The 22,056-nt window shown below is 67.9% G+C and carries 22 protein-coding genes; 9 read left to right on the top strand and 13 right to left on the bottom strand.

Annotation, left to right across the window (positions count from 1 at the left end; all coding sequences use genetic code 11):
* Window positions 1-3 precede the first annotated feature (3 nt).
* The 3 genes from IC40_RS0102355 to IC40_RS0102345 all read right to left on the bottom strand — a co-directional run bounded on the left by IC40_RS0102355 (window position 4) and on the right by IC40_RS0102345 (window position 4,430).
* Window positions 4-1,716 (bottom strand): alpha/beta hydrolase, encoded by a 1,713-nt coding sequence (locus IC40_RS0102355; RefSeq protein ID WP_030133166.1) that lies wholly within the window; start codon window positions 1,714-1,716, stop codon window positions 4-6.
* Complete coding sequence (gene purL / locus IC40_RS0102350; RefSeq protein WP_030133165.1) at window positions 1,713-4,010, bottom strand: phosphoribosylformylglycinamidine synthase subunit PurL; 2,298 nt, start codon at window positions 4,008-4,010, stop codon at window positions 1,713-1,715. Before purL ends, IC40_RS0102355 begins: the two co-directional genes overlap by 4 nt.
* Before the next feature lie 69 nt (window positions 4,011-4,079).
* Entirely contained in the window at window positions 4,080-4,430 is a 351-nt protein-coding gene (locus IC40_RS0102345; protein WP_030133164.1) for a VOC family protein, read from the bottom strand.
* 86 nt (window positions 4,431-4,516) lie between these two features.
* Between IC40_RS0102345 and IC40_RS0102340 the strand changes: the two genes are divergently transcribed.
* Window positions 4,517-5,119: a hypothetical protein gene (locus IC40_RS0102340; RefSeq protein ID WP_030133163.1), complete on the top strand. Its 603-nt coding sequence runs from the start codon at window positions 4,517-4,519 to the stop codon at window positions 5,117-5,119.
* 24 nt (window positions 5,120-5,143) lie between these two features.
* Here the strand turns inward: IC40_RS0102340 and IC40_RS0102335 are convergent, their stop codons facing one another.
* Window positions 5,144-6,397 carry a M18 family aminopeptidase gene (locus tag IC40_RS0102335; protein ID WP_030133162.1) on the bottom strand — a complete coding sequence of 418 codons (1,254 nt, stop codon included), beginning with the start codon at window positions 6,395-6,397 and terminating at the stop codon, window positions 5,144-5,146.
* 51 nt (window positions 6,398-6,448) lie between these two features.
* Here IC40_RS0102335 and IC40_RS0102330 point away from each other — a divergent pair, with 51 nt between their 5' ends.
* Together IC40_RS0102330 and IC40_RS0102325 are read left to right on the top strand one after the other, a co-directional pair.
* Complete coding sequence (locus IC40_RS0102330) at window positions 6,449-7,474, top strand: Dyp-type peroxidase (protein ID WP_030133161.1); 1,026 nt, start codon at window positions 6,449-6,451, stop codon at window positions 7,472-7,474.
* Window positions 7,471-8,268: a family 1 encapsulin nanocompartment shell protein gene (locus tag IC40_RS0102325; protein ID WP_030133160.1), complete on the top strand. Its 798-nt coding sequence runs from the start codon at window positions 7,471-7,473 to the stop codon at window positions 8,266-8,268. Before IC40_RS0102330 ends, IC40_RS0102325 begins: the two co-directional genes overlap by 4 nt.
* A 22-nt stretch (window positions 8,269-8,290) precedes the next feature.
* Here IC40_RS0102325 and IC40_RS0102320 read toward each other — a convergent pair whose 3' ends face one another.
* The 3 genes from IC40_RS0102320 to purS all read right to left on the bottom strand — a co-directional run bounded on the left by IC40_RS0102320 (window position 8,291) and on the right by purS (window position 10,209).
* Complete coding sequence (locus IC40_RS0102320; RefSeq protein WP_036460268.1) at window positions 8,291-9,139, bottom strand: DUF4436 domain-containing protein; 849 nt, start codon at window positions 9,137-9,139, stop codon at window positions 8,291-8,293.
* Window positions 9,140-9,286: 147 nt separating this feature from the next.
* Entirely contained in the window at window positions 9,287-9,973 is a 687-nt protein-coding gene (gene purQ / locus IC40_RS0102315; RefSeq protein ID WP_030133158.1) for a phosphoribosylformylglycinamidine synthase subunit PurQ, read from the bottom strand.
* Window positions 9,970-10,209: a phosphoribosylformylglycinamidine synthase subunit PurS gene (gene purS / locus IC40_RS0102310; RefSeq protein ID WP_030133157.1), complete on the bottom strand. Its 240-nt coding sequence runs from the start codon at window positions 10,207-10,209 to the stop codon at window positions 9,970-9,972. The genes purQ and purS overlap by 4 nt, the downstream gene beginning before the upstream one ends.
* Before the next feature lie 78 nt (window positions 10,210-10,287).
* Here purS and IC40_RS0102305 point away from each other — a divergent pair, with 78 nt between their 5' ends.
* Entirely contained in the window at window positions 10,288-10,941 is a 654-nt protein-coding gene (locus IC40_RS0102305) for an MBL fold metallo-hydrolase (protein ID WP_030133156.1), read from the top strand.
* Window positions 10,942-10,988: 47 nt separating this feature from the next.
* Window positions 10,989-11,570 carry a phosphatase PAP2 family protein gene (locus IC40_RS27740; protein ID WP_138158182.1) on the top strand — a complete coding sequence of 194 codons (582 nt, stop codon included), beginning with the start codon at window positions 10,989-10,991 and terminating at the stop codon, window positions 11,568-11,570.
* On the opposite strand, the gene IC40_RS0102295 is transcribed toward IC40_RS27740, so the two are convergent.
* Genes IC40_RS0102295 through IC40_RS0102275 form a run of 5 tightly spaced genes read right to left on the bottom strand, consistent with a single transcriptional unit; the run spans window position 11,483 to window position 17,512 of the window.
* Window positions 11,483-13,126, bottom strand: a complete 1,644-nt coding sequence (locus tag IC40_RS0102295; RefSeq protein WP_030133155.1) for an FAD-binding dehydrogenase — start codon at window positions 13,124-13,126, stop codon at window positions 11,483-11,485. The two genes, IC40_RS27740 and IC40_RS0102295, sit on opposite strands and share 88 nt — an antisense overlap.
* A 17-nt stretch (window positions 13,127-13,143) precedes the next feature.
* Window positions 13,144-13,848, bottom strand: a complete 705-nt coding sequence (locus IC40_RS0102290) for a DUF2334 domain-containing protein (protein ID WP_030133154.1) — start codon at window positions 13,846-13,848, stop codon at window positions 13,144-13,146.
* A gap of 59 nt (window positions 13,849-13,907) precedes the next feature.
* Complete coding sequence (locus tag IC40_RS0102285; protein ID WP_277624682.1) at window positions 13,908-14,399, bottom strand: glutathione peroxidase; 492 nt, start codon at window positions 14,397-14,399, stop codon at window positions 13,908-13,910.
* A gap of 30 nt (window positions 14,400-14,429) precedes the next feature.
* Window positions 14,430-16,616 carry a S9 family peptidase gene (locus IC40_RS0102280; protein ID WP_030133152.1) on the bottom strand — a complete coding sequence of 729 codons (2,187 nt, stop codon included), beginning with the start codon at window positions 16,614-16,616 and terminating at the stop codon, window positions 14,430-14,432.
* Window positions 16,613-17,512, bottom strand: a complete 900-nt coding sequence (locus IC40_RS0102275) for a phosphoribosylaminoimidazolesuccinocarboxamide synthase (RefSeq protein WP_030133151.1) — start codon at window positions 17,510-17,512, stop codon at window positions 16,613-16,615. The genes IC40_RS0102280 and IC40_RS0102275 overlap by 4 nt, the downstream gene beginning before the upstream one ends.
* Window positions 17,513-17,542: 30 nt before the next feature.
* Here IC40_RS0102275 and IC40_RS0102270 point away from each other — a divergent pair, with 30 nt between their 5' ends.
* From IC40_RS0102270 to IC40_RS0102255, 4 genes are read left to right on the top strand one after another with little or no spacing between them, the layout of a single operon-like run.
* Window positions 17,543-18,154, top strand: coding sequence for a hypothetical protein (locus IC40_RS0102270; protein ID WP_030133150.1), 612 nt, complete (start codon window positions 17,543-17,545; stop codon window positions 18,152-18,154).
* Between the two features lie 46 nt (window positions 18,155-18,200).
* Window positions 18,201-19,220, top strand: a complete 1,020-nt coding sequence (locus tag IC40_RS0102265) for an iron chelate uptake ABC transporter family permease subunit (protein ID WP_030133149.1) — start codon at window positions 18,201-18,203, stop codon at window positions 19,218-19,220.
* A complete protein-coding gene (locus IC40_RS0102260; protein ID WP_030133148.1) occupies window positions 19,217-20,260 on the top strand; it encodes a FecCD family ABC transporter permease in 1,044 nt (347 codons plus the stop codon). The genes IC40_RS0102265 and IC40_RS0102260 overlap by 4 nt, the downstream gene beginning before the upstream one ends.
* A gap of 7 nt (window positions 20,261-20,267) precedes the next feature.
* Window positions 20,268-21,071, top strand: coding sequence for an ABC transporter ATP-binding protein (locus IC40_RS0102255; RefSeq protein WP_030133147.1), 804 nt, complete (start codon window positions 20,268-20,270; stop codon window positions 21,069-21,071).
* Here the strand turns inward: IC40_RS0102255 and IC40_RS0102250 are convergent.
* On the bottom strand, window positions 21,068-22,033 hold the full coding sequence (locus IC40_RS0102250) for an ABC transporter substrate-binding protein (RefSeq protein WP_030133146.1): 966 nt from the start codon (window positions 22,031-22,033) through the stop codon (window positions 21,068-21,070). The two genes, IC40_RS0102255 and IC40_RS0102250, sit on opposite strands and share 4 nt — an antisense overlap.
* Window positions 22,034-22,056: the final 23 nt, after the last annotated feature.

Here is a 22,056-nt window from a genome sequence, read left to right as displayed (position 1 = left end):
GCCCTAGCCGCGATCCCAGCCGCGTTCCAGCCCGGCCCTGATCCGCTCGGTGTCCGCGGGAGTCCACCCTGGCGGTGGTGCCACCGCGGCCCACCCGTCGAGCACGGTGTCGCCGTAGTTGTGCCCGTGCCCGTCGGGGACGCCGGACGCATTCGTCATATCGGCGCTCACCTGCCAGAACGTCACGATCGGGTACCAGCGCATCGAGGCCGTACGGTCTGCGCCACGCGGTTCTGTCAACCAATCAGGCCGGGAGAAAACGAGATTCGGTGACCACCAGACCACCGGATCGGAGGCATGTTGCAGGAACAGCACCCGGGTGCCCTCCCATGGCGGTGCGGCGGTCCTGGTCACATCGGCGGCGTCGTAGGCCGGGGAGAAGCGCACGGTTCGGCCGTTGTCGTAGCGGGGTTCGACCTCGGTGCTCCCGGGATCTCGGCGTTGCACCAGACCACTCCACAACGAACTCTCGTGCGGCGGACCGACCCACAGCACGGCGGCGAAATCCATCTCCGCTATATCGGGTAACCACCCGAACGCCCCCTGACCGCCGTAGGAGCCCAGACTCTCGCCGTACAACAGCAGTTCCGGGCGACGGTCTTCGGGCAGCGCGGCCCAGCGGTCGTGCACGCCGGCGATCATCGCGCGCGCCGAGTCGACGGACTTCTCCCGGTCACCCAGGAACGAGATCCAGCTCGGCAGATACGAATACTGCATCGCGACGAGCGCGGTGTCACCGTTGTACATGGCTTCGATGGCGTCGGCGGCCACCGGATTCACCCAGCCGGTACCCGTGGTGGGGATCAACACCAGCACCGCGCGGTCGAAGGCATCGGTGCGTTCGAGCTCACTGAGCAGGACCGCCACCCGCTGCTCGTCATCGTCCGCGGTCTGCAAGCCCGCATACACCCGGATCGGCTCGCGGGCCGGACGTCCGTTCAGAGCGGTCAGGTCGGCCGCATCAGGACCGCCGGAGACGAAGCTACGGCCCTGATATCCCAGGGAGTCCCACGACGCGAACGAGGCCGGACTGCCGGACCGCTGGCTTGCCGAGGGCTGGCTGACCCCGGGGGCGCTGGTCGCGTTCTGCGGCTGGAACACCTGGCTGGCGCCGGCCAGGAAGCCCCGGTAGAGCACACCGTTGGCCAGCATGACACACAGCACCACCACGACGGCGGTACCGATGAAGAACGCCACCTCGCTGTGCAGGTGCCAACGCCGGATCAAGGTGCGGGCAATGAGTTTCACCAGATCGACCAGTACCCGCCAGGTCGCGATGCACGCCGCGGCGACCAACACCGCCAGAACCAGGGTGCGCATATAACCGGGGGTCGCGGGCCCCTCGATACCCATCAGCGCCGACACCTGGCGCTGCCAGCGCGCCGCGGGCACCAGCATGACCACCGGGGCAGTCAGCGCGCCGACCACCGTCGCGACCTTCATGGCGCGCAGGACCGGGGTGCGCGGTGGCCACCAGACACGTCTGCGAAGCACGAAGCGCCGCAGCAGCTTTGCCAGCAATACTCCGAGGCCGTAACCGATGGCGGCGTTGATCCCGCCGATCAATCCGGCGAAAAGCCAGTCTCTCGGTAGCAGTGAGGGTGTCAGCGAGATGCAGAAGAACAACGCACCGACGGCGACACCGACGAAATCGAGTCGGACCAAGCTCCAGCCCCATACCAGTACGGGGTGCCGGACCGAGGTCCGCTCGATCACCCGAACAACCCGGGCAGCACGCCCTCGGAGGTGGCTCGCAGCTCGTCGAGCGTGATGCTGAACTGGCCCTGGACTTCCAGGGAGTCGCTGCCCTCGTCTGAGACGCCCACCCGGTCCACCGGCAGTCCGCGCGCCTCGCACATGGACCGGAATCGGCTCTCCTCGGTGCGCGGCACCGCCACCAGAACCCGGCCCGCCGATTCGGAGAACAGGAAGACGAAGGGATCCACCCCCTCGGGCAGCACCACCCGCGCACCGGTCTCGCCCGCGAGGGCGGCCTCGACGATCGCCTGGATCAACCCGCCTTCGCTCAGATCATGTGCCGCGGAGACCAATCCGTCCCGCGAGGCCGCGGTCAGCACCTCGGCAAGCAGCCTTTCCCGCGCCAGGTCGACCTTCGGGGGCACACCGCCGAGGTGATCACCGGTGACCTGCGCCCAGATCGACCCGTCGAACTCGTCGCGGGTGTCACCGAGCAGCAGCAACGTTTCACCGGGCTCGTTGCCGAGCCCGGTGGGGATGCGCCGGGCGACATCGTCGATCACCCCGAGCACACCGACCACCGGGGTCGGCAGGATCGCCGTGCTGCCGGTCTGGTTGTAGAAGCTGACGTTGCCGCCGGTGACCGGGATACCAAGGGCCGCACAGCCGTCGGCGAGCCCGCGGACGGCCTGGGAGAACTGCCACATGACACCGGGATCCTCCGGCGAGCCGAAGTTCAGGCAGTTGGTCACCGCGACCGGGGTGGCCCCGGTCACCGCGACATTGCGGTAGGCCTCTGCGAGTGCCAGCTGCGCACCCGTGTACGGGTCGAGCTGGGTGTAGCGGCCCGAGGCGTCGGTCGAGATGGCGACACCGCGGCCGGTCTGCTCGTCGATGCGCAGCACGCCACCGTCGGCATGCTCGGCCAGCACGGTGTTACCGCGCACATAGCGGTCGTACTGCTCGGTGATGAACGCGCGGCTGCACAGGTGTGGGCTGCCCAGCAACGCCAGCAGGGTCGCCTTGAGCTCCTCGCCGGTGGCCGGGCGGGCCAGCTTGGCCGAGGTGTCGGCGATCAGCGCGTCCTGGGTGTCCGGGCGCGCGACCGGACGCTGGTACACCGGGCCCTCATGAGCGACGGTGCGCGGCGGCACGTCCACGACGGTCTCACCATGCCAGGTGATCTCGAGGCGATCACCATCGGTGACCTCGCCGATGACGCTGGCCAGCACATCCCATTTGCGGCAGACGGCCAGGAACTTCTCGACGTTTTCCGGTGTGACGACCGCACACATCCGTTCCTGCGATTCGCTGGACAGGATCTCGGCCGGGGTCATATCGGCGGCGCGCTGCGGGACCGCATCCAGCTCCACCCGCATGCCACCGTCGCCGGCGGAGGCCAATTCAGAAGTGGCACATGACAATCCAGCCCCGCCGAGGTCCTGGATGCCAACCACCAGATCGGCGGCGTAGAGCTCCAGGCAGCACTCGATGAGCACCTTCTCCATGAAGGGATCGCCGACCTGCACGGCGGGCAGTTTCTTGCGACCCGGACCGGATCCTTCGTCACCGCCGAAGGTCTCACTGGCCAGCACCGACACCCCGCCGATACCGTCCAGGCCGGTGCGGGCGCCGAACAGGATGATCTTGTTCCCGGTGCCCGAGGCGAAGGCCAGGTGCAGGTCCTCCTTGCGCAGCACGCCCACACACAGCGCGTTCACCAGCGGGTTGCCGGCATAGGACGGGTCGAAGACCGTCTCACCGCCGATATTGGGCAGGCCCAGGGAGTTGCCGTAACCGCCGATACCGCGCACCACGCCGTCGAGCACCCGGCGGGTGTCGGGCGCATCGGCGGCACCGAAACGCAACTGGTCCATCACCGCGACCGGGCGGGCACCCATGGCCATGATGTCGCGGACGATGCCGCCGACACCGGTGGCCGCGCCCTGGTAGGGCTCCACATAGGACGGGTGGTTGTGCGATTCGACCTTGAAGGTGACCGCCCAGCCGTCGCCGATGTCGACCACGCCGGCATTCTCGCCGATCCCGGCCAGCATGCCTGCGCGCATCTCGTCGGTGGTGGTCTCACCGAAATAGCGCAGATGCACCTTGGAGGACTTGTAGGAGCAGTGTTCGCTCCACATCACCGAGTACATGGCCAGCTCGGCGTCGGTGGGGCGGCGGCCGAGAATCTCGCGTATCCGCTGGTACTCGTCGTCCTTGAGGCCCAGTTCCCGGAAGGGCTGGGGTTGGTCGGGCGACGCTGCGGCGCGCTCGACGGTATCGATTTCCTGCGGGTGCGCGGATGTCACCCGAACAGTTTATTCGCTCCGCGTCACCGGTGACGCCGCGCCGCCACCGGGGATCTCACCCGGCGGGGATCAGTGCCCGCCGGAGACGCAGAACGCGTTGCCGTCCGGATCGGAAAGCACCACCCAGCGGAACGCGTCGCCGATATCGTGCCTTCCGGTCTCGGTGGCGCCGAGCGCGATCAGCCGCGTCACCTCGGCCTCCAGATCGGGCGCCGAGAAATCCACGTGCACCCGGTTCTTGCCCGCCGTCGGGTCCGGCACGCGCTGGAACCCGAGCCGGGGCCCGCTCGGCAACGCCACCATGACGAATTCGCCGGGCATCTCGGCGTTGAGCGTGCCGCCGGTGGCGTCGGTCCACCATTGGGCGAGACGGTCCGGATCGGTGCAGTCGAAGGTGATCATTTCTGGGCTGAGCGTCATGAGCGCACCATAGGGCAGTGCTCTGACATTTCCGGTGGCATTTTCGCCCGCCGCGGACCGCCGCGCGCAACCGGCACAATCGTCATATGCAGCGGCTGGTCTTCAGTGGTCACATCGCGGGCTTCGGCACCGACGCCGGGGTCCGGTTCGTCGTGGGAGTCTGGCACAGTTCACCGTTCGGCCGCTTCGCCGATGTGATGGTGCAGACCCGCGATGACACCCGCATCCTGCTGGCACCCAGCGCCGAGATCGCCGAGTTCGTCTCGGCCACATACTCCTTCGACGAGATCCGGGTGGCTCCGGTATCCGCCGATCTGGACGACGACCGGCTGCGTGTGCGCACCGACAGCCTCGACGTCACGGTGCGCCTCGGCGGTGCCGCCCGGTTCGACGGGCTGCTGCGGCTGGTGCCCGCACCGTTGGCGCGGGCACCGTGGTGGCTTCGCCTAATCAATCCGATCGCCGCGGTGCTGGTGCCCGGCGTGCATACCGCGGGCAGTGCGGGCAACGGTAGGCGCGAGTACTACGGGGTCCGGCGCACCCGGCAGATCGACTCGGTCTCGGGGACATTCGGGGGCGTCGCCCTCGGCGGGCCCGCCGACCTGCACCCGCCGGTGCGGTTCGGGTTCTCGTCGGCACCGACCGACCCTCAACTGGTGACGGTCACCACCACGATCGACCTGCCCTGACGGCTGTGACCGGGCTGGCGTGATTCAGGCCGGCGCCAGGAACGCCTGCAAGGCGGCCGCGTAGTCGGCCACGTCATGGGCGCCCATGATCTCGCGGGCCGAGTGCATGGCCAGCTGGGCTGCCCCGACGTCGACGGTGGGGATACCGGTGCCCGCCGAGGTCATCGGCCCGATCGTCGAACCGCACGGCAGGTCGGCGCGGTGCTCGTAGCGTTGCAGCGGGACACCCGCTTGGGCACAGGCCAGCGCGAACGCTGCCGCCGTGCGCCCGTCGGTGGCGTAACGCAAGTTGGGGTGCACCTTGAGCACCGGGCCACCGTTGACCTCGATCAGGTGACCGGGCTCATGGCGCTCCGGATAGTTCGGGTGGGTGGCATGTGCCATATCGCCGGAGGCGACCATCGATTGCGAGAGCCGGCGCAGGAAGTCCTGCCGGTCACCACCGGCGGCCAGGGTGATGCGCTCCAGCACCGTCATCAGCAGATCGGACTGGGCACCGTGATCGGACTGCGAGCCGACCTCCTCGTGATCGAAGAGTGCCAGCACCGGCACCTGCCCGCTCGGTTGCGCGGCCAGCAGCGCGTGCACCCCGGCATGGCAGGTGACCTGGTTGTCCAGCCTCGGCGCGCTGACGAAATCACCGTCCACCCCGGTCACCGCGGACCGGGTCAGATCGTGGGTCATCAGGTCGAAACCGAGCACATCGGATTCGCGCACGCCGGCCTGCTCGGCGACATAGCCCACAAAGGAGCGTCGCTCACCGGTCCCCCAGACGGCATTGACATGCCGCTGTGGGTCCGGGCTGACACCCTTGCGGTCCTCGGAGAGATGGATCGCCAGTTGCGGGACCCGCAGAATCGGTTCGTCGATGCGGATCAGTCGATCCATCACGGTGGTTCCCGCACGCACCGACAGCCGGCCGCTGATGCCGAGATCGCGGTCCAGCCAGGAGTTCAGCCAGGCCCCGCCGTAAGGCTGCAGGGCGACCACCTGCCAACCGGCCACCACCCGGTCGGGATGCTGCTTGACCCGCAGGTTGGGGCTGTCGGTGTGCCCGCCGACGATCCGGAACGGCAGATCGCCGGGCGTCGAGTCCCAGGCCACCAGCGAACCGGCCCGCACGAGAAAGAATCTGCCGCCCGAGTCGGGCCAGGCATCGGATTCGGACAATTCGGTGTAACCGGCGGCCGCCAGCTGCCGCGCGACCGTCGCGCACACGTGGAACGGGGACGGCGAGGCGTCGATGAACTCACACAGGCTCTGGGGGGTAGCAGGCATCTTTTCATCTTGACCGGTGCGACGCCGTCCGGCCGCGCTAGGGTCTGCGATGTGTCCGATCTTGTTCCGCAGGCGGTGCTCGCACCCTTGACCCCGGCGGCCATCTTCATGGTGGCCACGATCGACGACGGCGGCGAACAGATCGTGCACGATGCCCTGGGCGATATCTCTGGTCTGGTCCGCGCCATAGGCTTCCGCGATCCGACCAAGCATCTGTCGGTGATCACATCGATCGGATCGCAGGCCTGGGACCGGTTGTTCAGCGGGCCCCGGCCGGCCGAACTGCATCCGTTCATCGCGCTGGAAGGGCCGCGGCACACCGCCCCGTCGACACCGGGTGATCTGTTGTTCCACCTCCGGGCCGAATCACTGGACGTGTGTTTCGAATTGGCCGGCAAGATCGTCGCAGCGATGGATGGTGCCATCACCATCGTCGACGAGGTGCACGGCTTCAAGTTCTTCGACAACCGCGACCTGCTCGGTTTCGTCGACGGCACGGAGAACCCGGACGGCCCGGTAGCCGTGAGCGCCAGCCAGATCGGCGATGAAGACCCCGATTTCGCCGGTGGCTGTTACGTGCACGTACAGCGCTATCTACACGACATGTCGGCGTGGAACGCGCTGTCGGTCGAGGAGCAGGAGCGGGTGATCGGACGCACCAAACTCGACGACATCGAACTCGACGACGCGGTGAAGCCGGCCAATTCCCATGTGGCGCTGAACGTCATCTCCGACGAGCAGGGCAACGAGTTGAAGATCCTGCGTCACAACATGCCCTTCGGTGAGATCGGCAAGGGCGAATTCGGCACCTACTACATCGGGTACTCGCGCACCGCGGCGGTCACCGAGCGGATGCTGCGCAACATGTTCATCGGCGATCCGCCCGGCAACACCGACCGCATCCTGGAGTTCTCCACCGCGGTCACCGGTTGCCTGTTCTTCACCCCGACGGCCGATTTCCTCGACGACCCGCCACCCATGCCCGGGGCGACCGAACCGGTCCCCGCAGTAGCCGCCAGCACGCCCACGTATTCCGGTTCACTGTCGATCGGCAGCCTGAAAGGACAACCCCAATGAACAACCTGTATCGCGAACTGGCACCGATCACCGACGAGGCATGGGGGGAGATCGAGCAGGAGGCCACCCGCACCTTCAAGCGGCATATCGCCGGGCGTCGGGTTGTCGACTGCACCGGCCCGACCGGCGCCACCACCGCGGCCGTATCCACCGGCCATCTGCTGGACGTGACCTCCCCGGGTGACGGTGTCATCGCGCACCTTCGCGACAGCCGTCCGTTGGTTCGACTGCGGGTGCCGTTCACCATCACCCGCGATGCCATCGACGACGTGGAACGCGGCTCGCAGGACTCGGACTGGGATCCGGTCAAGGACGCCGCCAAGAAGCTGGCATTCGCCGAGGACCGGGCGATCTTCGAGGGTTACGCGGCGGCCAACATCCAGGGCATCCGGGCGGGCAGCTCGAATCCCGGCCTGGCGCTGCCCGAGGATCCGCGCGGCTATCCCGACGTGATCGCCCAGGCGCTCTCGGAGCTGCGGCTTGCCGGTGTCGACGGTCCCTACTCGGTGCTGCTGTCGGCCGACGCGTACACCAAGGTCAGCGAGACGACCGAACACGGCTACCCGCTGCGCGAACACCTGAACCGAGTGGTCGACGGGGACATCATCTGGGCCCCGGCCATCGATGGTGCCTTCGTGTTGTCCACCCGCGGAGGCGATTTCGATCTGCAGCTGGGCACCGATGTGTCGATCGGCTATCTGAGCCACGACGCCGACACCGTGCAGCTCTACCTACAGGAGACCTTCACCTTCCTGAACTACACCGCAGAGGCGTCGGTCGCGCTGTCCGCCTGATCCCCCGGCCCGGCCGGGTGTCTCAGCGCTTGTCGTCGGGCTCGGGTTTGAGGTGCCGCCACCAGCAGGCGATGTAGATGCTCATGGAGGTGACCAGGGCCACCACCACCCAGAGCACCACGGTGACGTCCACCCACGCGCCCATGGGAGGCCCGTCGGGCAGCGCGTTGCGCAGCGGCACGACGGCGAACAGCATCGCCGCGAACCATGTCGTCATCGGCGGCTGGAACTTGCGTCGATTGCGCAGGGTCTGCACCGCGACGACCACACCGAGCACGGCGATGGTGATCAATGCGCCCACGATGATCGCGGCGAACGCGGCGGTGCTCGGCGACCGGTGCAGGTTCACGCGGTACGCAGAGGATGCGTCGGACTCACCGTGCGAGGGGATGCTGAACATCCAGCCGGGCACCCGGTCGACGAACGTTGCCCACGTCGGCTCGGGAGTCCGGTCGTCGCCGCTGACCACCGACACGGTGATGGGTCCGGAGTGATACCGGTCGAACGGGTAGGCACCGGGGTCGCCGCCGATGGTCAGCGCCACCGGAAAGACACCGGGCACGGTGCCCTCTGGCCAGCTGCGAGTAGTGGGTGTGACGGCCGAATAGATTGTGACACTGAGGTCTTCGGTAAGGCCCTGCGTGTCCGGATCGATCAGGCCCGGGCCCGGGGTGACGGTGACATTGGCAACCATCTCACCTTTGACCGCGTGCACCTCCTCAAGGTCGAAGGTGACCGAGGTTCGGTCCGCCTGCGGCTGGTCGACCGGTATCTCCTGTGGCCCTCCGAGACCGGTGGCCGCGTACAGGACGATCGTCGTGACGTATGCCGCGAGGATGGCGAGGACCCCGAGCACGACACGAATCTTCATATGGGCCCTTCCGATGAACTCGCTCGCCGAATGTCCGAACCGGATGAGCGGGCGCGAACATCAGCAGTCTAAGTCCGCGGACACCTCATCGACGACGGACGCGACCGTCGTGATGGCCACCAAAAATTCGGTGCGTTGAATCGCGGGTCAGGCCGTCAGCACCGCATCGAGTGCGGAGTAGAACAGACCGAGGCCGTCATCGGAGGGACCGGTCAACGGCTCGGTGGCGTGCTCGGGATGGGGCATCAATCCGACGACGCGGCCGTTGGCCGAGCTGACCCCGGCGATACCGCGCATCGACCCGTTCAGGTTCTCGCGGTACCGGAAGACCACCCGGCCCTCCCCCTCGAGCTCGTCGAGCACCTGCGTCGACGCCACGTAACGGCCCTCGCCGGACTTCAACGGCACCAACAGATCTGCGTCCTGCTCGTAGCGGGTCGTCCACGCCGTGGAATTCGATGCCACCTGCAGCCACACGTCACGGCAGATGAAGTGCAGTCCCTCGTTGCGGGTCAGCGCCCCAGGCAGCAAACCGGATTCGCACAGCACCTGAAAACCGTTGCAGATGCCCAGGACCGGCAGTCCCTTGGCCGCCGCATCGACGACAGAACGCATCACCGGCGCGAAGCTCGCGATGGCACCGGCACGGAGATAGTCACCGTAGGAGAAGCCGCCGGGCACCACGACCGCGTCGACACTCTTGAGATCGGCGTCGGCATGCCACAGGCTGACCGCTTCCCCGCCGGCCAGCCGGACGGCGCGGGCGGCGTCGACATCGTCGAGCGTGCCGGGGAACGTGATGACGCCGATCTTGCCGGCGGCGCCGACGGTCACGAATTCTCCCGGCTCACCGAGAACTCCTCGATGACGGTGTTCGCCAGCAGCGACTCGGCGATCTCGTTGAGCGCCTCGTCGGACACCGAATCGTCGACCTCGAGCTCGAATCGCTTGCCTTGGCGCACATCGGACACGCCGTCGTGGCCGAGTCGGCCCAGCGCGCCGACGATGGCCTGTCCCTGCGGGTCGAGGATCTCGGCCTTGGGCATCACGTGCACTACGACGCGGGCCACGGGCGCTCCTTCTTGGGTTCGGTACGGGTCGTGAACGGTCATAACTGTACCGGCGCGCCGTCGGGCCACAATGGACCCATGCAACTGACGCACTTCGGCCACTCGTGCCTGCTCGCGAGCTTCCCGGATGGCACCGGAAAACAGACAACGGTGCTGTTCGACCCGGGCACCTTCTCGCATGGTTTCGAGGGCATCACCGGACTCGACGCGATCATGATCACCCATCAGCATCCCGACCATGCCGATCCCGCCCGGCTACCGGCGCTGGTGGCGGCAAACCCGCAGGCCGCGCTGTACGCCGACCCGCAGACCGCGGCGCAGCTCGGCGGCGGCTGGCGGGCCGTGCACGCCGGGGACAGCTTCACCCTGGGGCACCTGTCGGTGCGCGGGGTCGGGGGCACCCATGCGGTCATCCACCCCGAGCTGCCGGTGATCGACAACACGTCCTATCTCATCGGCGATGCCGACCACCCGGCCAGGTTGATGCATCCCGGCGATGCGCTGTTCGTGCCCGGCGAACCGGTCGACGTGCTGGCCACGCCGGCGGCCGCACCCTGGATGAAGGTGTCCGAGGCCGTGGATTACCTGCGCGCCGTCGCGCCGGCCCGGGCGGTGCCCATCCATCAGGGCATCATCGAGGCGTCCGCGCGGGGCATCTTCTACGGCAGGCTCTCGGAGATGACCGACACCGACTTCCAGGTGCTCGATCCCGAGAACGGAACCCAGTTCTGATCCCGCGCCGGATCCTGCTGTGGTGGCCGCCGATCGGCATCACGGCGATGGTGCTGCTCGGAGTGGTAGTCGGCCGCGGGCCGACGGCCTTCGACGATTCGGCGCTGACGGTGCTGCAGCGCATCTTCGGTCCCGAGCCGATCTGGATGCTCTACTTCAGCTGGTCGCTGACGATGATGGTGACACTGGCCATCGCCGTGCTGATCGCGCTGATCCGGCGGAGGTGGCGGCTGGCGGTGGTGGTGGCACTCTGTCCGCTGGTGTCGGTGCTCATCACCCGGCTGCTCAAACCGGTGTTCGGACGCTACAAGGGCGATGCGTTGGCCTATCCGAGCGGACACACCGCGGTCGCCATCACGGTCACGGCGATGCTGGTGGTGGCCACCGGTTACGTGCTGTGGGTGGCGGTGCTGGCCGGGGTGGTCGGGGTGATCGGCGCCCTGAGCATGGCCACCACCGATCTGCACTACCTGACCGACAACATCGGTTCGGTGTTCTTCGCCACCGCGATGGTGTGCCTGGCCATCCTGGCCGCCGGGCCTCAGGCGGTGGCGTCCGCGGCGGCGCGGCCCGCCGCCCGGCCGGAGAACACGCACCCGCCGAGGAACGTGCCCTCCAAGGAGCGGTAACCGTGTACCCCGCCGCCGCCGAATCCGGCGGCCTCGCCGGCGGCGTACAGCCCGTCGAACACCGTGCCGTCCTGGCGTAGCGCGCGGGCCTGCAAATCGGTTTCCAGACCGCCCAACGACTTCCTGGTCAGGATGTGCAGTTTCACCGCGATCAGCGGTCCGGCCTTCGGATCGGTCAGCCGGTGCGGCGCGACCACCCGCGCGATCCGGTCCGGCAGGTACTCGCGGGCGCCGCGGATCGCGGTGATCTGGCTGTCCTTGCTGAATTTGTTGGCCACTTCCCGGTCGCGCGCGGTGACTTCGGCCTCGACGGTGGCGTAGTCAAGCGGTTCGACATCGGGGACGTTGTTCATCGCGGCCACCAGCTCCCGCAACGTGTTCCCGGTGACGAAGTCGACACCCTTGTCGACGAAGGCACGCACCGGCGCCGGTCCGCCATCACGTCCGCGGGCGAGCACCGCCCGGACGCTGCGCCCAGTCAGGTCGGGATTCTGTTCCTGACCGGACAGCCCGAACTCCTTGGCGATGATGCGGGCATTGAGCACGAACCAGGTGTAGTCCTGGCCGGTGGTGGCGATGTACTCCAGCGTGCCCAGGGTGTCGAAACCCGGGTACAGCGGCACCGGCAGGCGCTTGCCGGTGGCGTCCAGCCAGAGCGACGACGGGCCGGGCAGGATCCGAATGCCGTGATCGGGCCAGATCGGGTCGTAGTTGGTGATGCCCTCGGTGTAGTGCCACATCCGGTCGCTGTTGATAATGCTCGCCCCGGCCGACTCGCTGATCTGCAGCATCCGGCCGTCGACGTGCGCGGGCACCCCGGACAGCAGCTGCTTGGGCACCCGCCCCATCCGGGCCGGCCAGTTCTTGCGCACCAGCTCGTGGTTGCCGCCGATACCGCCGCTGGCCACGATGACGGCCTGGGCGCGAAACGCGAACTCACCGACGGTGTTGCGTGACGATGGTGCGCCGCGCGGCGCATCGGAGGGCTCCAGCACCGCGCCGCGCACCCCGACCACCGACCCGTTCTCGACGATCAGCTCGTCGACACGATGACGGTGGGCGAACCTCGCCCGCGGTTGTCGATGCAGCCGGCGCGCAAAGACGTCGACCAGCGCGGGTCCGGTTCCCCAGGTGATGTGGAACCGCGGCACCGAGTTGCCATGCCCCAGCGCACCGTATCCACCGCGTTCGGCCCAGCCGACCATCGCGAAGGTCTGTAACCCGCGCTCACGCAACCAGCTGCGCTTCTCCCCCGCGGCGAAGTCCACGTAGGCATGCGCCCACTGGCGCGGCCAGTGGTCCTCCTCGCGGTCGAAGCCCGCGCTGCCGAGCCAGTCCTGCAGGGCCAGTTCGTGGCTGTCACGGATGCCGAGGCGGCGTTGTTCGGGGCTGTCGACCAGGAACAGCCCACCGAAGGACCAGTACGCCTGCCCGCCGATGTTGGCGGCATTCTCCTGGTCGACGATCAGCACGCGGCGTCCGCGTTCGATCAGCTCCGCAGCGGCGACCAGTCCGGCCAGTCCCGCACCCACCACGATCACATCGGCATCAGCCATGCCGACCAAACTAGCCGTCAGGCGGCGTCGGTGAGGGCGGGATCGGCCTCCCACCGATAGGTGTCGGGGCGGCAGCCGTGCCCCACAGCCAGGTCGATGGCGTCGAAGACGGCCCGGCGCGGGCCGGCCTCGGCGAGCTGGCGGGCCGAGACCACCAGCCGCACGGTCCCGCCCCGGCGGGCGGTGCGTTCGGCGGACAGCACCAGCGTGCGGCACCACCACGGTTCGGTCAGGAATCCGGCACCGATACCGAGCACCCGGTTGCGCTCGGTGTGGCGGCGCACCAGGTCGGTGACCCCGGTGAGACCGGCCAGCAGCCGGAAGCCGTTGCGCGGCAATGCCGCGACGGCGCCGTCGGATACCGTCCATCCGGGGGCGGCGAACAGCCTCGTGCGCAGTCCGAGGTGTTCCATCGCCCGGTCGGCGCCCATCAGCCGCAGATTCGCCTCGTGCGCGGGCAGGGTGGCGAACTCGCTGCGGCGCTTCTTGGTGGCGGCCTCGTCGAACCCGTGCAGCACGATGGCATCCCCGGCGGCGCGGCGCTCGGCCAGCCAGCCCACCGTGCGTGGGTCATGTTCCAGCCGGTATCCGCCCTTCAGGCGCGGGGCCACCAGCAGCGAAACCGGGATGCCGCGGTTGTCGAGGTCCTCGCAGAACCTGTCGGCGGCGCCCATGGTGCGGTCCCTGATCCCGGAGATCGAGACGATCAGTTCGGCAGTCACACCCGCAGTCTGGCAACGTCAGATGTCGCGACGGTTGCGAACACCCGGACACCAGTTGGCTATCTGGGGAGTACGGCCTCGATGGCGCTGAGCACCTCGGGGGCATCGGGTTCGGTTTGCGGCCGGAACCGGTTGACCACCGTGCCGTCCGGTCCGATCAGGAACTTCTCGAAGTTCCACTGGACATCGCCCGCCGTTCCCTCCGCGTCGGCCGCTTTGGTGAGCTCGGCGTAGAGCGGATGCCGGTTCGCACCGTTGACATCGGTCTTGGCCAGCAGTGGGAAGGTCACCCCGTAGGTCGAGGAGCAGAAGGATTGGATCTCCTCGGCCGTCCCGGGCTCCTGTCCCATGAACTGGTTGCACGGCACCCCGACGACGGTCAGACCGCGTGCGGCGTAGTCGCGTGCCAGCTTCTCCAGGGCGGTGTACTGCGGGGTCAGACCACATTTCGAGGCGACGTTGACCACCAGCGTTGCGCCATCGGACAATTCGCTCAGTGTCGCGGCACCACCGTCGAGCGTGGTCAGCGGTATCTCGTGCAAGCTCACCATCTCGACGCTAGCGGCCCATCCTGCCCGACGCTAGAGTTTGGGTCCGCCGAACAGGCTGTGCACCTGTCCCTGCCCGTGATTCTCCGGGTCGGCGGTGGCCAAGATCCAGGCATACTGGAAGGCCGCCTCCTTCCAGCGCTCATATCGCCCGCTGATCCCGCCGTGCCCGGCCACCATCTCGGTCTTCAGCAGCACCCTGGCGGTATCGGGAGCCAGTTGCGCGTGCCGCAGGGCGGCGACCCACTTGGCCGGTTCGGTGTAGTAGACCCTGGTGTCGTTGAGCGAGGTCATCGCCAGCACGGCCGGGTAGTCCAGCGACGCGACATTCTCGTACGGCGAGTACGCCTTCATGTACTCGTAGACATCCTTGTCCGCCAGCGGGTTTCCCCATTCGTCCCATTCGGTCACGGTCAACGGCAGGGACGGATCCAAGATGGTGGTCAGCGGGTCGACGAAGGGCACCTGGGCCAGCACCCCGGCGAACAGGTGCGGGGCGATGTTGAGCACCGCACCGACCAGCAGACCACCGGCACTACCGCCGAGTGCGACCAGATTGGTGGGCCGGGTCAGGTCGGTGGTGATCAGATGCTCGGCAACGGCGACGAAGTCGGTGAACGAGTTCGCCTTCTTGAGTAGCTTGCCGTCCTCGTACCAGGGCCGCCCCAATTCGCCGCCGCCGCGGACATGCGCGACGGCGAACACCATGCCGCGGTCCAGCAGGGACAGCCGCGCGATGGAAAACCGCGGGTCCTCGCAGGATTCGTAGGCACCGTAGCCGTACAGCAGCGTCGGCGCAGGGAACGCCAGGCCGGCCCGGTGCACAATCGAGATCGGGATCCGCGCACCGTCGGCGGCGACGGCCCAATCGCGGCGTTCGACGTAATCCTCGGGTCGGTAGTCGCCCAGCACGGGTTGCTCGCGCAACAGCGTCCGCTCGCCGGTGACCAGATCCAGGTCGTAGATGCGCACCGGAATCACCCAGGACACCGCGCCGACCCGCAGCTTCGGCGAGGAAAAGTTCGGGTTGCCGCCCAGGCCCGCCGACATCAGCTCGGATTCGAAGGCGATCTCGGTCGGCACACCGTAGGAGCCATCGGATTCGATGGGCCACAGCTGAATACGGGGCAACGCCTCGCGGCGGTAGCTGACCACCAGATGCGTTGCGAAGGCGTCGACCCCGTCGAGGCGGACATCATCGCGGTGCTCGATCAGCGTCCGAAACGCGGTCGGGTCGCTGACCGGTGCGTCCACCAGGGTGAAGTTGACCGCGCCGTCGTTGTGCAGGATCAGGAATCGGTCCTCACCGCCGACCACCGCGTGCTCGACGGAGTATTCGACGCCGTCGCGCCGCGGCAGGACGACCGTGAACGGCGCTTCCGGATCGGCTGCGTCGGCGTAGCGGATCTCGGTGGTGATCGCGCTGCCCGCGGCGATGATGACGTACTTGTCGCTGCGAGTGCGCCCGACGCCCAGCCAATATCGTTCGTCTGCCTCGTGGTACACCTTCTGGGCGGGCAGCCCGGAGCCGAGACGATGCCGCCACACGGTATCGGGACGCCATGCGTCGTCGACGGTGACGTAGTACACCGACTGGTTGTCCGCAGCCCAGGTCACCCCGGAGCCGATGCCGACGATGGTGTCCTCGTAGAGCTGGTTGGTGCGTAAGTCCTTGAACCGCAGGGTGTACCGCTCGTCGCCCTTGACGTCGACCGAGTAGGCCAGGATGTTGCCGTCGACGCTCACACTGACCGCGCCGAGGGAGAAGAACTCGTGCCCCTCGGCCTCGACGTTCTCGTCGAGCAGGATCTGCTCACCGGCGACCGCGGTGTTCTCGTCGAGCTCGGGGGGCGTCCAGTCGTCCGGATCGCTGATCGGGCAACGGCAGTGCACGCCGTACTGCTTGCCCTCGAAGCTACGCGCGTAGTACCACCAGTTGTCGCGGCGGGTCGGGATGGAGAGATCGGTCTCCTTGGTGCGCGCCTTGATCTCGTCGAAGATCCGCTGCCGCAGCGGCGCCAGCACGGCGGTGGCCGCCTCGGTGTGGGCGTTCTCGGCCTCCAGGTGCGCAATGACCTCCGGATTGTCCTTCTCGCGCAACCATTCGTAGGGATCGATGAACACATCCCCGTGGTGCTCGCGGCGGTGCTCGACCCGCTTGGCCACCGGGGCCGGGGCGTCGCTCAGCGGCTGTTGATTCGCTCCGCGAGCGTCGCTCATGCGCCGATCCAATCAGAGAAACTCAAACCCGAAATCCTCTCGTAGGCCTCGATATAGCGGGCCCGGGTGGCGGCCGCGATCTCGGCGGGCAGCGGTGGCGGTGGCGCATCACCGTTGCGGTCCCACCCCGAGTCCGGCCCGGTCAGCCAGTTACGGACGAACTGCTTGTCATAGCTGGGCTGCACCACGCCCTCCTGGTACGAGTCCGCCGGCCAGTACCGCGACGAGTCCGGGGTCAGCACCTCGTCGGCGAGCACCAGTTCACCGGCGGTGTCCCCACTGGTCGAGATACCGAACTCGAACTTCGTATCGGCAACGATGATGCCCTTGCTCAACGCGTGCTCGGCGGCGCGCGCGTAGATCTTCAGCGTGGCCTCGCGCAACCTGGCGGCGCGCTCGGCACCCACCAGTTCAACGACCGCGTCGAAGGAGACGTTCTCGTCGTGCGCACCGATCTCGGCCTTGGTGGCCGGGGTGAACAGCGGCTCGGCGAACTTGCTGGCCTCGACCAGGCCGGCCGGCAACTCGATCCCGCACACCGAGCCCGAGCTCTGGTAGTCCAGCAACCCCGAGCCGGTCAGGTAACCGCGGGCCACGCACTCCACCGGCAGCATCTCCAACGCGCGGACCACCAGGGCGCGGCCGAGCACCTCCTGCGGGATGCGCTCGTCGTCCGGCGGTCCGGCCAGGTGGTTGGGCACGGCGAGGTGGTCGAAGAAGAACACGCTCATCGCGGTGAGGATCCGGCCCTTGTCCGGAATCTCGGTGTCCAGGATGTGGTCGAACGCCGATATGCGGTCGGAGGCGACGAACAGCAGATGGTCGGCGTCGATGCGGTACAACTCGCGTACCTTGCCGCTGGCCAGATGCTGGTAGTCGGTCAGAGCTGGGCGCATTGGCCCACCCTATGTGCTGGGATCTTCTCCATGAGACTGCGGTACCTGCCCTACGCGACCAAACCCGGTCGGTTGCTGGCCCAGATCGTCAGCGATGTCGTCGTCATCGCATGGACCGCGATCTGGGTGCTGGTCGGCAGCGCGGTGTATGCCGCCGTCGCCACCATCGCCGAAGTGGGCCGTCAGGTACACGACGGCGCCGACGGCGTCTCCGGCAGCCTCGACTCCGCAGGCAACAGCGTCGACGATGTGCCGCTGATCGGCAACGGGCTGAGCGGACCGTTGCGCGCTGCCAGCGATGCGGCCGCCGAGATCGCCGGCGCGGGTCAGAATCTCGATTCCACGGCGAGTTGGCTGGCCTGGGTGCTGGCGGTCGCGGTGGCGGCGACACCGATCCTTGCGGTGGCCATGCCGTGGCTCTACCTGCGGATTCGATTCTTCCGCCGAAAGTTGACGGTGCTGACGCTGGCCTCGACGCATGCCGGGCAGGAACTGTTGGCCATGCGGGCGCTGGCCAACCGTCCGCTGGCCAAGCTGACGGCGGTGGATCCCGATCCGATCGGGGCGTGGCGTCGTGACGACCGCCTTGCCATCCGCGGTCTGGCGTTGCTCGAACTGCACGCGGCGGGCGTGCGCCTGTAGGGACGTGGGCACGCACGCCCACCGGACGGTGAGTTAGCGTGCCCTTATGTCGTCGGCCGTCGCAGTCAGCATCCGCGACCGCCGCCCCGCCGGTCTGCTCCTGGCCGTCGCGATGCTGGGGCTGATGTGCGTGCTCAGTCTGGCGATCGGCACCGAGAGCGTCGGGCTCTCGACGGTGTGGCAGGCCGTGACCGATTACACCGATAGCGGTGATCAGTGGATCGTGCACGACCTGCGCATCCCGCGGACCGTGCTGGGCATCGTGGTCGGCATCGCGTTGGGTCTGTCGGGGGCCTTGATCCAGGGCCTGACCCGTAATCCGTTGGCGGACAGCCAGATCCTGGGCATCGATGCCGTCGCCGGACTGTTCGTCGTGGCCGCGATCGCCTTCCTGCACATGAGTTCGCTGTTGACCTACGTCTGGTTCGCCTTCCTCGGCGCGGCGGTCGCCATGGTGCTGGTCTACCTGGTGGGGACCGCCGGTCGCGCCGTCGTGACCCCGGTGCGGATGCTGTTGGCCGGTGTCGCGGTGGGTGCGGTCGCCGACGGTGTCTCCTTCACCATCCGGCTGCAGAACCCGCGGGCCTTCGACTCGATGCGATTCTGGGATGCCGGTGCGCTCGACGGCCGCGGTCTGGACGGAGTGTGGGTGGTGACGCCGTTCATCGTGGTGGGCGCGGTGTTGTGCTTCTACGTCAGTCGCGGACTCAACGCGATCGCGCTCGGTGATGATCTGGCCGTCGCCATGGGCGGCAACATGGTGCGCACGCGGACGCTCGGGCTCATCGCGGTGACGCTGCTGGCCGGGGCCGCCACCGCCGCGGCCGGTCCGATCGGTTTCGTCGGGCTGATGGTCCCCCATGCGGTGCGGTGGTTCACCGGCCCGGACTGGCGGTGGATCTGCGCGTTCTGCGTCATCGCCGGGCCCGCGCTGCTGCTGGCCGCCGATGTCGTCGGGCGCGTGGTGGTGTCCCCCGGCGAGCTGCCGGCCGGCATCGTCACCGCGTTCCTGGGTGCCCCGGTCCTGATCTGGTTGGTACGCCGCAGCAAGGCCAGCGCGCTGTGAGCATCGATTTCGGCCGCCCGCAGCTGGTGGTCCGGCGCGGATCGCGGGTCGCCCTGCGGGCTTCCTGGCGAAGCATCGCGGTGCTGTCGGCGCTGGGCGCCGCCGCGTTGGTATTGGCGGTGCTGGCACTCGGGGTCGGTGAGTACCCGGTCTCCCCCGCCGAGGTCGTCGCCGTATTGACCGGTTCCGACCACGGTTTCACCAGTGTCGTCGTGCTGCAATGGCGCCTGCCGCGCATCATCGCGGCCCTGGTCATCGGCGCCGCACTCGGGGTGTCCGGCGCGATCTTCCAGGCCCTGACGCGCAATCCGCTGGGCAGTCCCGATGTCATCGGTTTCGGATTCGGTTCCTACACCGGCGCGCTGGTGGCCATCGCTCTCTTCGGTGGCGGCTACTACCTCACCGCCGGCGGCGCGGTGATCGGCGGTCTGCTGACCGCGGTCGCGGTCTATCTGCTGGCCTACCGCAACGGCATTGCCGGATTCCGGCTGATCATCGTCGGCATCGCGGTCAGCGCCGTGCTCAGTTCGCTCAACCAATGGATCATCCTCAAGCTCAAGCTGCACCAGGCCGTGACGGCGGCCATCTGGCAGCAGGGCACGCTCAACGGTCTGCGGTGGGAACAGGTCGGGCCGGTGCTGGTCTGCGTCGCGGTCGCGCTGCTCGGTGTCGTGGCCATCGGGCCGCAACTGCAGGTGCTGCAGATGGGTGACGATATGGCGGGTGCGCTCGGGGTCAGCCCGGAACGCGCCAGGCTGGCCTACTTCGGGGCCGGGGTGTTGTTGATCGCAGTGGCGACTGCGGCCGCCGGGCCGATATCGTTCGTCGCGCTGGCAGCCCCGCAATTGGCTCGTCGGTTGACCGCGACGCCCGGCGTCGGACTGGTGTCCTCGGCGGTGATGGGCGCCGTTCTGCTGCTTGCCAGCGATCTGATCGCGCTGCGTATCTTCGCCCCCGCCGAGCTTCCGGTCGGCGCGGTCACGGTGGTGGCCGGCGGGTTGTATCTGGTGTGGCTGTTGATCATTCAGGCGCGGCGATAGGGAGAACATGGCAACGTTGCGCGCACAGGACCTGACGCTCGGCTACTCGGACACCCCGATCGTGTCCGGTTTGAACGCCGAGATCGCCGAGGGTGCCATCACCGCGATCGTGGGGCCGAACGCCTGCGGAAAGTCGACGCTGCTGCGGGGACTGGCTCGGCTGCTGCGTCCCGCCGGGGGGCAGGTGCTCCTCGATGGCGCCGATATCAGCTCGCTGCGCACCAAGGATGTCGCCCGCAAGCTGGGTCTGCTCCCACAGTCGTCGATCGCACCGGAGGGCATCACGGTCGCAGATCTGGTTGCGCGGGGCCGATTCCCGCATCAGCGGGTACTTCGCCAATTCACCCGCGACGACGAGGTGGCCGTGGCCGAGGCGATGGCGGCCACCGGTGTGACGGCCCTATCGGGACGGGCCGTCGACGAGTTGTCCGGCGGTCAGCGCCAACGGGTCTGGGTGGCGATGGTGCTGGCCCAGCAGACCCCGCTGATCCTGCTGGACGAGCCGACCACGTTCCTCGATATCGCCCACCAGATCGAACTGCTGGACCTGTTCGCCGAACTCAACGACACCCAAGGCCGCACCATCGTCGCGGTGCTGCACGATCTGAACCATGCGTGCCGCTTCGCCGATCAGATCATCGCGATGAAGGCCGGCCGCATCGTCGCCCAGGGCGAACCGGCGCGGGTGATCACCGCGGACCTCGTCGAGGATGTCTACGGCATGAAATGCCAGATCATCGACGACCCGGAAACCGGCACACCGCTGGTGGTTCCGCGGGCCTCGCCGCGCGACCGCGCCCGCCGGCGCTAAGAGTCCGACAGGTCGGCGACCGGCCTGCCGGCCACGGCATTGCTCAACTGCGGAACCAGCAGGTCGATGGCGTAGAGCAGGGCGTTGGGCCCGCCGTAGGCCAGGGCGCCGCTGAGGGTCGACTCCGATCCGGCGTAGAGGGTGCGGTCCTCGCGCACCACTGCCAGTCGCTGGAAAGCCGGTGAGCCTGCCAGCTGCTGTTTGGTGACCCCGTTGACGAACAGCACGTCCCCCTCGAGCAGGCTCAGTTTCTCCTGGGACACCTCGCCGACGGTGTCCTGCGCACCGAAACCGAGCTCGTCGAACAGGGCACGGCGCGGGTCACCCTTGCCGATCAGGTAGGGCGCGTCGACCTCGGAGCTGAAATCGGCGACCAGGGTCTTGCCTGCGAAGTCCGGATGCTCGCTGGTGGCCTGCGCGATCTTGGCCTCGACCTGGTCGACGAGTTCCGTGGCCCGCTGCTCCTTGCCCAGCGCCTTGCCGGTGGTCAGAAGCTGGACGTCCCAAGGGGTTTCCTCGTCCGGGTAATCGGCGGACTGGATCACCGTCGGCGCGATCTGGGACAGCTGGTCGTAGGTTTTCTGGTCGATGGTCTCGTAGATGGCGAAGATGACGTCGGGCTTGGCCGCGGCGACGGCCTCGAAGTTGATGGTGTCACCCTCGATGACCGGCACACCCTTACCGTCGGTCTCCGCCTTGACCCAGGGGAAGTCGTTGTAATTGTCGTACCAGGCGCGGGTGCCCACCGGGACGACACCGAGGGCCAGTACGAAGTCCTGGTCGTTCCAGCCCATCGTGACGATATTGCGCGGATTGGCAGGCACCGTCGTCTCGCCGAACTTGTGCGAGATGGTGACGGTATCCCCGGCGGCCGCGGGATCGGCCGGCTCGCTGCTCGCGCACCCCGCGAGGACGCCGACGGCAAGGACGAGGGTGGCCAGCATGGCCGTGACGCGCAGCATTAGGCCAGCCTAACCTAGGCGGA

Source organism: Mycolicibacterium neoaurum ATCC 25795, from assembly GCF_000691525.1.
Classification (GTDB): Bacteria; Actinomycetota; Actinomycetes; order Mycobacteriales; family Mycobacteriaceae; genus Mycobacterium; species Mycobacterium neoaurum.
This window is presented reverse-complemented; position numbering and strand designations above follow the sequence as displayed.